This window comes from Agrobacterium vitis (genome assembly GCF_014926405.1).
GTDB classification, from domain to species: Bacteria; Pseudomonadota; Alphaproteobacteria; order Rhizobiales; family Rhizobiaceae; genus Allorhizobium; species Allorhizobium vitis_H.
The window spans coordinates 2066168-2079597 of record NZ_JACXXJ020000005.1 but is presented as its reverse complement, the minus strand read 5'-3'; the positions used below and the strand labels follow the sequence as shown (position 1 = coordinate 2079597).

Genomic DNA, 13430 nt, shown 5'->3' with positions numbered 1-13430 from the left:
TCTAGACAAGCAATTGGCAGAAAGGAACAGAAAACCGTATTTTCTCCCGGTTATGCGGTCCAAAGAGCAATATCGTCGCGATCGCCAATCAGCGCCAGTCCGTGGGCAATCGATACCATTTCGCCGCCGCTCTCGATTCGGTCCTGGCTGAAGCGCTCAGTGAAGATCCGTCGCACTGCCGGAACGAAGGATGTGCCGCCGGTCAGAAACACCTTGTCCACGGCGCCTGCCTCGGTGTTTGTCCGGGTGAGAACATCATCGAGTGCCGATTCGATGCGTGTGAGATCGTCGGCAATCCAGCTTTCGAAATCCTGGCGCTTGACGGTCTTGCGGCCGGCCGCGCCAAGTGGCGAGAAGTTGAATTCCGCTTCATCCGCCGCAGACAGCGCCATTTTCGTGGAGGATACCGCCTGGTAGAGCGGATAGCCTTCGTCATGCTCGACCAGATCGATAAACAGCTCCAGTTTGTCCGGGGAAAGGCTTTGGCGCACCAATTGCTTCAGATCAGCGAATTCCTTGGAGGACTTGAACACCGACAGCTGGTTCCAGCGCGAAAAACTGGTGTAATAATTGCTCGGAATATCCAGGATCTTGTCGAAACTCTTGAACTGGCTGCCCTTGCCGATTTCAGGGGCGACCAGATGCTCGATGATCCGCGCATCGAACTGGTCGCCGGCCAATCCGACGCCGGAATAGCCGACCGGCACTGCGGACAATACGCCTGCCTTGCGCTCGAACCGGATCAGCGAATAGTCGGTGGTGCCACCGCCGAAGTCGGCCACCAGCACCGTGGCATCCGTCGTCAGGTGCTGGGCGAAATAGAAGGCCGCGGCCACCGGCTCATAGACATAGTGGATTTCCGGAAAGCCCAACCGGGTCAGCGCTTCGTTGTAGCGGCGCATGGCAAGCTCTGGATCGGGGGAGGCACCGGCGAAATGCACGGGCCGGCCCGCGACGATGCGGCTGGCATTCGCAGGCCAGCCATTGCCAGCATAGGCTTCCAGCCGTTTCAGGAACACTTCCATCAGGTCTTCGAACTGAAACCGTCGCGCATGGACCAACGTACCCTGAAACAGTGCCGAGGCGGCAAAGGTCTTGATCGATTGCAGGAAACGGCAATCGCCGGGATTGTCGATGAACTGGCGAATAGCAGCTTGCCCGGCCTCCACCTTCAGGGCGCGCGCGCCAAGCTGGGCATCCTTCATGAAGGACAGCGCCGTGCGCATGCTGTCAGTGGTTCCGGCCATGGAGGTGAACTGCACCGAATGGGTGGTGGTCTCGTCGATGCTCTGTGCCAGGACCGTGTTGGTCGTGCCGAAATCAAGCCCAAGCGCGTTTGCCATGGCTGCTGCTCCCTGATGCCTGTCTATTGGCGTGAATGATTGGACGGTTGCGGGCGCGCCTCTGCCTGAGAGGGGCTTTGCTTAACGAGCGGGCCTGATGACACAGGCTGGGGCAGGATGCAAGGATCGATTTCCAGAAAGAGCCGCTGCCAGCGCGTCTACGGCTTGACAGATGAAAGCGCCGCGTTCGGTCAAACGCGGCGCTTTGAAGCGGCAATTATGAACTGCGCGAGGTTATCGCAAAATCCGGCCCGACCCCCAGGTTAGGACAAGGCCGAACAGGGCCAGCAAGCCCCCCCAGATGATCCAGGGGCTTTGGTTGATCATGAAACTGGATTGTGGGTAGGGGAAAATCCCGGCACCCTGCGCCATCCACAGAATGCCCATGGCGATGGCCAGCAAGCCGACAATTGTTAAAGCCCAACGCACGACAATCATTTGACTTGCTCCCGCTATTCAGCCGCCATGGCTGGTTTGGATGGCCCATCTTCGCTGTTTGCCGCGTGGTGACCCTTGTCGCGGCGAACGAGCCGGGTCAGGAATTTGCCGAACCGGTCCATTTCCACGAAGATGACAGGTGTGATGAACAGTGTGAGCAATTGTGAGACGATCAGGCCGCCGACAACGGCGATGCCAAGTGGCTGGCGGAGTTCGGAACTGGCGCCATGGCCAAGCGCAATGGGCAGTGCTCCGAGAAGCGCGCAGAAGGTGGTCATCATGATCGGCCGGAAACGCCGCACACAGGCCTCGTGAATGGCCTTTGCCGGTGTCTCGCCATGCTCGCGGATCAATTCCACCGCCACGTCGATCATCATGATCGCATTTTTCTTGACGATGCCGATCAGCATCAGCAGGCCGATCAGTGCGATGACCGACATGTCGAAATTCAGCAGTTTCAAGGCCAGAAGCGCCCCGAAAGCCGCCGCTGGCAGGCCGGAGAGAATGGTGAGCGGATGGATGAAGCTCTCATACAACACGCCCAGCACCACATAGATCGTCAGCACGGCAGCCAGGATCAGCAGGCCGGTATTGCTTTGCGACTGCTGGAAAATCGCCGCCGTACCACCATAGGAGGTGAAGACGTCATTGGGCACGCCAATCTCGGTCTTGATCTGATCGATCCGGGCGGTAGCGTCGCTAAGCGATATGCCGTCAGGCAGGTTGAACGACACCGTGGTCGAGACCAGCTGGCCGGTCTGGTTCACAGTGACAGGCGCATTATGACGCTTGACGGTGGCGAAGTTCGACAGCGGCACCAGCGTTCCCGTGGACGATGACCGCACCAGGATATCGCGCAGGAACTCGTCGTCCCATGGCTTGTTCCTGTCGAACTCGACGATGACATCGTAGCTGTCGCCGGTCGACTGAATCTGGGCAGCATTATAGCCGCTGAACGCCATTTCCAGGGTCTTGCGAAGCTGGTCGTTGGTAATGCCGAAAGCGGCGGCCTTGCCGTTGTCGATGTTGATATCGGCAGCAATAGCATTGTTCTGCGCATCGCTGGTCACATCGGTAAACAACGGGTCCTGGCGCATAGCGGCCTGGATCTTCGATGACCATTCATCGGTTGCTGTCGTGCTCAGTGCCTGGACGACGAGCTGATACTGGCTGGCGGTGCTTCGGCCGCCGAAACGCAGATTTTGCTGTGGGGTGATATAGCTGCGGATGCCGGCGATCTTGGACAGCTTCTGTCGCATCTCGTTGAGGGTTTGAGCGAGAGGCGGACGGTTGTCCTTCGGTTTCAGCTGCACGAAGATCGTGCCGTTGTTGAGCGGGCTGCGGCTTGAGCCACCGACGATGGAGGTAACATGATCGACAGCCGGATTGGTCTTTAATTCGTCAGCGACCTTTTGCTGAAGATCGCGCATGGCCGCATAGGAAATATCCTCACGGGCCTGGGTGCTGACCGTCAGCCGGCCAATATCTTCCTGTGGGAAGAAGCTGGATGGCAGCGTGTGGAACAGCCAGCCGGAGCCTGCGATGGAGGCCACAAAGACCATCATCACCACAAAACGGTGGTTGAGACACCAGCGGACAGACTTGTCATAGCCGCTCTGCGTCTTGGCAAAACCGGCGTCGAACCAGCGCACGATCAGCGGAGGGCGACTGCTGTGGGAGGAAATGCGGGCTGCCAGCATTGGCGTGACCGTCAGGGACACCAGGGCGGAAGACAGAATGGCCATGGTGACGACCATGCCGAACTCATTGAACAGGCGTCCGACAACACCACCCATCAAAAGGATAGGAATGAATACCGCCACCAGTGAGATCGACATGGAAATAATCGTGTAGCTGACCTCGCCGGCGCCTTTAAGGGCGGCCTGAAGCGGCGGCATGCCTTCTTCGACATGGCGCAGGATATTTTCCAGCATGACGATAGCGTCATCCACCACCAGGCCGACTGCCAGCGTCAGGCCGAGCAGTGAGATATTGTCAATACTGTAGCCAAGCACGTACATGCCGCCAAAGGTGGCAATCAGCGAAAGCGGCACGGCAAGACCGGGAATAAGGGTCGCGGTCAGATGGCCGGTGAACAGATAGATGACCAGGATGACAAGGGCGATGGTGAGGAACAACGTGAACTGAACGTCATGGATCGCCTCGCGGATCGAGTTTGACGAATCGTTCATCACATTGATCTTCAACGAAGGCGGCAGCTGTTTTTGCAGGGCAGGCAGCTTTGCCATGATCTCGTCGACCACCTCGACGGTATTGGCGTCCGGCTGTCGCTGAATGGCGAGGATGATCGCCTGTTTGCCATCGAACCAACTGCCCGCGTCGAGATTGTCGACACTGTCGCGCACATTGGCGACATCGGAAAGGTGGATGGGGGCGCCATTGCTGGTGGAGATCACCAGTGACTTGAACTCCTCGGCATTGGTGCGCTGAGTATTGGCATTGATGGTCAGCGACTGATTTGCCATCTGCAAGGTGCCGATCGGCACCTGGCTATTGGCATCGGCAATCGCCGAGGTCAGCGTGTCGACGCCAAGCCCGCGCGCTTGCAGCTTGGCGGGATCGACACCGATCCGCACCGCGTAGGTCTGCGAACCATAGATACTGACCTGCGCCACGCCGTTCAGTGTCGACAGCAGCGGGGAAATGATATTTTCGGCAATCGAATCCACCTGACTGCGCGGCATCTCATCGCTGTTGATGGCCAGGAGCAGCACCGGCGAGTCGGCTGGATTGGTCTTGCGATAGCTCGGATCCGACGTCATGTTGCTGGGCAACTGGCGGCTGGCGCGGGAAATTGCCGCCTGAACGTCAGCGGCGGCGGCATCGATATCACGGTTCAGATCGAACTGGAGAACGACGGAGGAATTGCCCAGCGAGTTGGTCGCGCTGATTTCGCTGATCCCGGGGATGGTCTCGAACTGCTTGATCAGCGGGGTGGAAACCGACGTCGCCATGGTTTCCGGCGATGCGCCTGACAGGGTCGCCGTCACGTTGATGGTGGGAAAGTCCACCTTGGGCAGAGCGGCCACCGGCAAAAGCCGATAACCGGCCAATCCAGCCAGGACCAGGCCGATGGCAAGTAGAATAGTGGCAACAGGCCGATTGATGCAAAAAGCAGGGATCATCGGGTGATATCCTTCGGCTCGTTTTCAGCCACTTTCTGGCCGGCAAACTGTTCCAGAACAGTCTGGCCGTCGGCAAGCTGCACCTGGCCTTCGACCACGACGTGATCGCCTTCCTTGAGACCCGAGGCAATCGCCGTCATGTCGCCATTGGCACGCAGGACGGAAACCTTGGTCGCCTTGACCTTGCTATCGCCATTGACCGTATAGACAAAGAAGCCTTCAGCGCCGGGGCGAACCGCGACAGTTGGCACTAGGATGTTGCGGTCTTCGGTCTGGAAGCGAACAGTAACATTGGCGCTCTGTCCGGGCCAAAGAATGCCCTTGTCGTTTTGAAACTCTGCCTTGACGAGAATAGTCCCCGAGGAGGTGTCCACGCTATTGTCGAAGAAGGACAGCTTGCCTTGAACCGGCACGCCGCCGGTCGAGGCTGGATCGACATCGACCACAACATCCTTGCCGGCAAACGCCTGATGCAATTGCGGCAGGTAGCGTTCCGCCATCTGGAACTTCACATAGATCGGGTTGTAACGGGTGATGCTGACGATGGCGGTTCCGGCGCTGACATAGGCGCCGATGCTGAGCTGGATACTTCCGAGCCGGCCATCGAAGGGTGCCCGGATTTTCATGTGCTCCAGGTCGACCATATCTGAGGCCAGCGTGGCCTTATCGGCGTCAACCTTGGCGGCGGCCGAATCCCGCGAGGCCTTTGCCTGTTCGTAGGCCTGCTGTGATTGCGCATTCTGCTTGAGCAAGCTTTCCGCGCGCGTCAAGGCAGCCTCGTATTCGGCCAGGCTGGCCTGATCGGAAACGATATTGGCCTGGTCCTTGTCCACTGTCGCCTTTGCGATCCGGTCATCCAGCCGGGCAATCAGATCTCCGGCCTTTACTTCCTGTCCGTCCTTGGCGATCACGTCCTGAAGCAGACCGCTCTTGAGGGCCGCCAGTGTCGTGGTATCCTCCGCTTCGGCCCAGCCAGTCGCCGTGGCATCCATTGGCAGATTGCCCATGCTGACGGCAACGGTCTTGACCGATGCTGGCCCGCCATTGCGCCGGCCACCACTCTTTCCGTTCCCCTGGCCGCTCCCTTGGCCACTTCCCTGGCCAGCCGGTTTGCCGGCTTCCTGTCCTGCTGGCTGCCCATTGGCTTGGGCTGCCTGTTCGGTACCCGGTTTGTGGCCCGCCGTCTGGCTGGCTTGGCTCAGAAACGGAACCTTGTCGAGATAAGGAATATGGTCGCGATATATCCACCCGCCGACGGCAAGGATTGCGATGATGCTGGAGGCGGTCCAGAATTTTTTCATGTGTCAGGGCCTGATAAAGCTTGAGCTGGTCGTTCATCCTATCATTATTGAATTAATGCACCGCGAAAATAACAGTGAAGCACACTATCGATCAACTCGCGGTGAGTTATCCTTAAATTCTTGTAATAAACCCGTATTTAGTGACAGTAACATTCGTTCGTCACTAAATACGGCGATTGGGCTACTGTGTTCAAAGAGATTTGGCGGCGCCGCCATCGACCCGCAGAATCGTGCCGGTGATGTATGCGGCAGGGACCGAGCAGAGAAAAGCACCTGCGGCGGCAAATTCTTCCACCTTGCCAAGCCGTCCTATCGGGATGGTTTTGATCGAGCTTTCGCGAACCTCTTCCAGCGTTTTACCTTGGCGTTTGGCATTGGCGCCGTCCAGTTCATCAATCCGGTCGGTATGGATCCTTCCAGGCAGGAGTAGATTGGCGGTGATGCCGAAGGAGGCGATTTCGGAAGACAGCGTCTTGTTCCAGCCGACCAACGCGCCGCGCAACGTGTTGGAAAGTGCCAGATTGGCGATTGGCTCAATCACGCCAGACGAAGCAACGGTGAGAATGCGTCCGAAGCCCTGCGCCTTCATCTGGGGAACCAGCGCGTTGGTCAGCGTAATGATACGCACTACCATGGATTGAAAGAAGGTGTGGAGCTTTTCATCGTCCATGTCTTCCACGGTGCCGGGTGTCGGCCCACCCGTATTGTTGACGAGGATGTCGATGCCGCCAAGTTTTGCGGCGATCGCTTCTACGAGCGTGGCGACGAAATCAGTATCCGAGAGATCCGCCACCACATAGTCCGCCTTGCCGCCAGCCTTGACGATGTCAGCGCAATTGGCCTCGAGCTTATCTTTTGTGCGTCCGCAGATCAGCACATGTGCGCCTTCGGCGGCCAGTGCATTGGCGATGCCTTGCCCAAGTCCGCGGGATGCGGCGAGAACAACCGCCCGCTTGCCGGAAATGCCGAGATCCATTGTGAATTCCTTTTTGTGAATGACGATGCGATGTCGATCAGACCGTAACAAGCGGGGATGCAAAATCAAAGGCGCAGAAAGCGATAAGCTTCGGTGATCAAGGATGTCACACATTTCCTGCTCTTGCAGTAATTGACGTGCACGTAAACGGAAGATATTCTTGCGCCTCATAGCACCCAGCAGGGATTTCACGCCTTGCCCTGTCGCAACCTGGCTCGACAAGCCCGGTTTGATTTGACAAGGAAGAGGTCCATCTGGGGAAAAAGCCGAGCGGAGAACAACGATGAGCGAACAAGAGCTGCCCGAGCGCGAGAGCATGGAATTTGACGTGGTGATTGTTGGGGCAGGGCCTGCGGGCCTATCGGCTGCCATTCGCCTCAAGCAGGTCAATCCCGATCTGACGGTTGTCGTGCTGGAAAAGGGTGCGGAAGTCGGAGCCCATATTCTCTCCGGGGCTGTGGTCGATCCGGTTGGCGTCGATAAGCTTCTCCCGGATTGGCGCCAGGAAGCCGATCATCCGTTCAAGACCGAAGTCACCGCCGACCATTTCCTGTTTCTCGGTCCCGCAGGCTCCATTCGCCTGCCCAACGCCCTGATGCCGCCGCTGATGAACAATCACGGCAATTACATCGTCTCGCTCGGCAACGTCTGTCGCTGGCTGGCGGGCCATGCCGAGGCGCTGGGCGTCGAGATCTACCCGGGCTTTGCCGCCACTGAAATGCTTTATAATGAGGCTGGCGCGGTGATTGGTGTTGCCACGGGCGACATGGGCATCGAGAAGAACGGCGAACCCGGTTCCAGTTACACGCGCGGCATGGAATTGTTGGGCAAATATGTGCTGATCGGCGAAGGCGTGCGTGGCTCGCTTGCCAAGCAGCTGATCGCCAAATTCGATCTGTCACGCGATAGCGATGTGCAGAAATTCGGCCTCGGTATCAAGGAACTGTGGCAGGTCAAGCCTGAGCACCATAAGCCTGGCCTGGTCCAGCATTCTTTCGGCTGGCCACTGGACATGAAAACCGGTGGCGGCTCCTTCCTCTATCATCTCGAGGATAATCAGGTCGCGGTCGGCTTTGTCGTTCATCTGAACTACAAGAACCCCTATCTCTATCCGTTCGAGGAGTTCCAGCGCTTCAAGACCCATCCGGCGATCCGTGAAACCTTTGAGGGTGCTAAGCGGATTTCCTATGGAGCGCGGGCGATTACCGAAGGTGGCTATCAGTCGGTGCCGAAATTGTCCTTCCCCGGTGGGGCGTTGCTGGGCTGTTCGGCGGGCATGGTCAATGTGCCGCGCATCAAGGGTAGCCATAATGCTGTGCTGTCGGGGATGATGGCGGCGGAAAAGATTGCTGAGGCAATTGCCGCAGGCCGCGCCAATGATGAGCCGGTCGAGATCGAAAACAGCTGGCGCGGCAGCGAAATCGGCACGGATTTGCGGCGAGTGCGAAACGTCAAGCCGCTGTGGTCGAAACTTGGCACGGTGCTCGGCGTGGCGCTGGGCGGGCTGGACATGTGGACCAACCAGCTCCTCGGCTTTTCTGTCTTCGGCACGCTGAAACATGGCAAGACCGATGCCCAGAGCCTTGAACCGGCGGCACAGCATAAGAAGATCGATTATCCCAGGCCTGATGGTGTACTGACCTTCGACCGCCTGTCCTCGGTGTTTCTGTCCAACACCAATCACGAGGAAGACCAGCCGGTGCATCTGAAGGTCAAGGACATGGCCCTGCAGAAGAGCTCCGAGCTTGGCGTCTATGCCGGTCCGTCCAGCCGCTACTGTCCCGCCGGGGTTTATGAATGGGTGGAGAAGGAGGGCGAGCCGAGCTTCGTCATCAACGCCCAGAACTGCGTCCACTGCAAGACCTGCGACATCAAGGACCCGAACCAGAACATCACCTGGGTGCCGCCACAAGGAGGCGAAGGGCCGGTTTATCCGAACATGTAATGTTCGGGTGAGGCGGCCCGCACGTCCTTAATGCCTGAATAAGGCCGTTGGTTGGATATTTTTGTCAACCGTACCGGTTTGCACTTGAAATGCCTTGCGAAAGCTGGTGATCGTCTATACGAAACGTCAATAGGTCAGTAATGTTGACCTATTGACCGATTTGAGGAGATCACCTGTCATGTCTGCCGCAACTGCAAAGCCGGAATTCATCGTCAAGCCGAATGCGAACCCCATGCCGGAAACAGAGCGCCTTGAGGCGTTCCAGAGCCTGGGCTTTGGTACGCTGTTCAGCGACCATATGGCGGTGATTCAGTGGAATGTGGTGAAGGGCTGGCATTCGGCGGAGATTACCGCGCGCGGGCCATTTGCCATCGATCCGGCAGCCGCAGTGCTGCATTACGCCCAGGAAATTTTTGAGGGGATGAAGGCGTACCGGACGGCGGAAGGTCGCGTCGTGCTGTTTCGCCCGGACGAAAATGCCCGCCGTTTTAACGAGTCTGCACGACGCATGGCGATGCCGGAAATTCCCGAGGAGCTGTTTCTCGAAGCCATCGATAAACTGGTCAAGGCCGATGCGAAGTGGATTCCAGACGGTGAGGGCAGCCTTTATCTGCGGCCTTTCATGTTCGCCAGCGAAGCGTTTCTCGGTGTGCGCCCGGCACGAGATTATATTTTCTGCGTCATCGCCTCGCCGGTCGGCCCCTATTTCAAGGGCGGCGCCAAGGCGGTGAAGATCTGGGTTTCGGAAAACTACACCCGCGCCGCGCCCGGCGGCACCGGTGCCGCCAAATGCGGCGGCAATTATGCGGCAAGCCTGATTGCCCAGCAGGAAGCGGTTGAGCATGGCTGCGATCAGGTGGCCTTCCTGGATGCCGCCGAGCACAAGTGGCTGGAAGAGCTGGGTGGCATGAACGTGTTTTTCGTCATGGACGACGGTTCACTGGTGACGCCGCCTCTAGGCGGCACCATCCTGCCGGGCATTACCCGTAATTCGTTGATCTCGCTCATCAAAGACCAGGGCATGACTGTGCATGAACGCCCGTATTCCTTCGATGAGTGGCAGGCGGATGCTAAAAGTGGCAAGCTGAAGGAAGCCTTCGCTTGCGGCACGGCTGCTGTGGTGGCTGGCATCGGCGAAGTCAAATTCACCGACGGTGGCTTTGTGATCGGCAATGGCGAGACCGGCCCGACCACCCTGAAAATCCGCGAGCAATTGGTCAATATCCAGCGCGGCAAGAGCAATGACCCGCATGGCTGGGTGCGGCGGATCGAAGGCGTCTGATACAAAAGGCCGGGAGTGATCCCGGCCTTTTTAATTATATTCTCAATAGTAAATATGATTTTCTTTTCTATGTTTCGGCATGATTTACTGCATGACGTGCAATATAAAACACCGCACATTCTACGGTTGTCTGTAGATTTTCACATTTTGCGCATAATTTGTTCTTATGGTTTGCCTGGTTAGGTACGCAGGTTTCCCTTGCAAGCCAAGCAAACTCACGCTTCCTTTGTTCTCGTTTGTCTTTCGGGAAAATCGCATTAACCTTTCCCCGACAGACTGTAAGGGCTGTTGAAGATCATGGCAGTGCATCCCGGAAATGCAGACCGCTTGAAACAACCACCAAGATCCATTTTTAACGCCATTTCGGATTGGGCCTTGGCCTCGGCGCTGTCGCGCATCGTCACCATTGGGTGTCTTGATATTGTGACGGCTAGTGGCAAGACGCTTTCATTTGGTGACCGTACGGGTGACCCTGTCACCGTTCGCTTCGCCGATACGGCTGCCCAATGGGCTTTTTTGATCGATGCTGATATGCGGCTGGGCGAGCTCTATATGGATGAGCGGTTCTTTGTCGATCAGGGAACCATGTTCGATTTCGTATCCATGGTGTTGCGGGAGGCGCAAAACGCTACCCATCCGCTGATCGCCCGAATGATCGACGATGTGCGGACCCGGTTCAGGATCTTTCGCCATCGCAATCTTCCAGCCAGATCCAAACAGAATGTCGCGCACCATTACGATCTGGATGCACGGCTTTACGAACTCTTCCTGGATGAAGACCGGCAGTATTCCTGCGCCTATTTCGAGCATGATATCCAGAGCTTGGACGATGCCCAGCGCGCCAAGAAAGACCATCTTGCCGCCAAGCTGCGCCTCAAGCCGGGAAACCGTGTGCTGGATATTGGCTGCGGCTGGGGCGGTCTCGCCCTTCATCTGGCCGATAGGGCGGTGGGTGGAGAGGTCGTGGGCGTCACCTTGTCCGAAGAGCAGCTAGCCTATGCGCTCAAGCGGCCCCGCAAGCCTGCGACAGAAGCAGCCAATGTCGATTTCCGGCTGATGGATTATCGCAGTCTGGACGGCAAATTCGACCGCATCGTCTCGGTCGGCATGTTCGAGCATGTCGGGCTTGCGGCCTACAGGACATTTTTCAGCAAATGCAGCACACTGCTGGCCGATGATGGCGTGATGGTGCTGCACACGATCGGCTGTTCCGCAACGCCGGGCTTCACCACGCCATGGCTCGACAAATATATCTTCCCTGGCGGCTATATTCCGGCGCTCTCGGAAATCGTTCCTGAAATCGAGAAGGCTGGCCTGACGATCACGGATGTCGAGGTGCTGCGCATCCACTATGCCAAGACCTTGCGCCACTGGCGAGACCGCTTCACCGCCCGCTGGGCAGAGGCGGCTGCCCTCTATGACGAGCGCTTCTGCCGGATGTGGGACTATTATCTATCAACCGCCGAGGCCGCCTTCTATCACGAGGATCTCGTGGTCTTCCAGATCCAGATAACCAAGAAAAACAACGTCCTACCGCTGACGCGAGATTATATTCTGTCGGAGCGGTGAGGGTGTCGCCCATCGCGGGGATGGGCGACACTTGGTTGCTTACAACAGCGTCCCGCTCAAAATCACCAGCGCAACGGTGAAATAGATCACTAGGCCGGAGACATCGACGAGCGTTGCCACGGCCGGGGCCGAGGCACTGGCGGGGTCGAGGCGCAGGCGTTGCAGCAGGAAGGGCAGCATTGAGCCCGCCATCGAGCCGAAGGTGACGATGCCGATCAGGGCGGCAAACACGGTGAAGCCAACCAGCAGCCAATGGTCGCCGTAATTATAGAGACCCATATGCTGCCACAGCGCGATGCGAACGAAACCAACGAGTCCGAGAATGGTCCCCAGCGTCATGCCCGTGGGCAATTCACGGATTGCAACCCGCCACCAGTCCGAGAGCTTCAATTCTCCCACCGCCAGCGCCCGGATGATCAGCGAGGTGGCCTGCGAGCCGGAATTGCCGCCTGAGCTCATGATCAGCGGAATGAACAGGGTCAGCACCACGGCCTTTTCCAGCTCGCCTTCAAAATATTGCATGGCGCTGGCCGTCAGCATTTCGCCAAGGAACAGGGCAGCCAGCCAGCCGGCCCGCTTCTTGATCATCCCGGCAAAGCCGATCTGCATATAGGGCCTGCCCAGCGCTTCCATGCCGCCGAATTTCTGGGCGTCTTCAGTCGTGTCGGCAATCATCGTGTCGATCACGTCATCGACCGTGACAATGCCCAGCATCTGGCCTGTGTCGTTAGTGACGGGCAGGGCCAGCAGGTTGTTGCGACGGATCAGGCGAGCCACTTCCTCCTGTGTCATCAACGGGCCTGCATGCACGACGCCATGACATTGGGCGACCGACAGGATGGACGCCTCGGGCTCTACGGTGATCAGCCGCCGCAGCGTGACCACGGCAATGAGCGTGCGGGTGATACGGTCAAGCACATAGATCGCATAGACGGTCTCGCTGGCGTTTTCGACCATCCGCACATGGGCCAGCGTTTCAGCCACCGTGAAATCATCGGGAACGCTGACGAATTCCGTCGTCATGATCGATCCGGCGGTGCGCTGCGGATAGGCCATCAAATGTTCGACGGCATGGGCCGTGGCCGGATCGAGCCGCGAAAAGATCACCATGCGGCAGCGGTCGTCCATCGCCTGGAAAATGTCGGCGACCCGGTCGTGGGCGGTGGCTTTCAGCAGGCGCACGGCTGTATCGACCGGCAGGGTCGCGATGATGTCGGCGGCATGCACCAATTCTGGGCGGGCAATGACGCGTAGCGCCTTTGGCTGCGGCAGGTTTGCCAGCATGGCGGCGGCCTCGGAAACGTCCAGCGCATTCAGCTGTTCGATCCGGTCCGTAACGGTGACGACATTGAGGCTGTCGTTGAGAAGGTGGCGGGCAGCATGACCGGCCCGCAGAGGAAGGCGTTGGATGTTCATTGTGCTTGCCTTTC

9 protein-coding genes are annotated in these 13430 nt (G+C 58.0%); 3 read left to right on the top strand and 6 right to left on the bottom strand.

The genetic code is table 11. The features are described from left to right. Positions 1–50 precede the first annotated feature (50 nt). The 5 genes from IEI95_RS20980 to IEI95_RS20960 form a co-directional block, all read right to left on the bottom strand. The gene (locus IEI95_RS20980; RefSeq protein WP_156535196.1) at positions 51–1343 is read right to left on the bottom strand and encodes an Hsp70 family protein; all 1293 of its coding nucleotides are present in this window, start codon (positions 1341–1343) and stop codon (positions 51–53) included. Positions 1344–1577: 234 nt separating this feature from the next. Further along, complete coding sequence (locus tag IEI95_RS20975; protein WP_015915412.1) at positions 1578–1781, bottom strand: hypothetical protein; 204 nt, start codon at positions 1779–1781, stop codon at positions 1578–1580. A 14-nt stretch (positions 1782–1795) separates the two neighbouring features. Next, positions 1796–4927: an efflux RND transporter permease subunit gene (locus IEI95_RS20970; RefSeq protein ID WP_156535198.1), complete on the bottom strand. Its 3132-nt coding sequence runs from the start codon at positions 4925–4927 to the stop codon at positions 1796–1798. Beyond that, positions 4924–6228 (bottom strand): efflux RND transporter periplasmic adaptor subunit, encoded by a 1305-nt coding sequence (locus IEI95_RS20965; RefSeq protein ID WP_156535200.1) that lies wholly within the window; start codon positions 6226–6228, stop codon positions 4924–4926. Before IEI95_RS20965 ends, IEI95_RS20970 begins: the two co-directional genes overlap by 4 nt. Positions 6229–6418: 190 nt before the next feature. Further along, positions 6419–7204 (bottom strand): SDR family oxidoreductase, encoded by a 786-nt coding sequence (locus tag IEI95_RS20960; RefSeq protein ID WP_156535202.1) that lies wholly within the window; start codon positions 7202–7204, stop codon positions 6419–6421. A gap of 283 nt (positions 7205–7487) precedes the next feature. Here IEI95_RS20960 and IEI95_RS20955 point away from each other — a divergent pair, with 283 nt between their 5' ends. The 3 genes from IEI95_RS20955 to IEI95_RS20945 all read left to right on the top strand — a co-directional run bounded on the left by IEI95_RS20955 (position 7488) and on the right by IEI95_RS20945 (position 12000). After that, positions 7488–9149, top strand: coding sequence for an electron transfer flavoprotein-ubiquinone oxidoreductase (locus IEI95_RS20955; protein ID WP_156535204.1), 1662 nt, complete (start codon positions 7488–7490; stop codon positions 9147–9149). A 178-nt stretch (positions 9150–9327) separates the two neighbouring features. Next, a complete protein-coding gene (locus tag IEI95_RS20950; RefSeq protein WP_156535206.1) occupies positions 9328–10431 on the top strand; it encodes a branched-chain amino acid aminotransferase in 1104 nt (367 codons plus the stop codon). A gap of 297 nt (positions 10432–10728) precedes the next feature. After that, the gene (locus IEI95_RS20945) at positions 10729–12000 is read left to right on the top strand and encodes a class I SAM-dependent methyltransferase (protein ID WP_156535208.1); all 1272 of its coding nucleotides are present in this window, start codon (positions 10729–10731) and stop codon (positions 11998–12000) included. Between the two features lie 39 nt (positions 12001–12039). Here the strand turns inward: IEI95_RS20945 and mgtE are convergent, their stop codons facing one another. Further along, positions 12040–13416 (bottom strand): magnesium transporter, encoded by a 1377-nt coding sequence (gene mgtE, locus IEI95_RS20940; RefSeq protein WP_156535210.1) that lies wholly within the window; start codon positions 13414–13416, stop codon positions 12040–12042. Positions 13417–13430 lie beyond the last annotated feature (14 nt).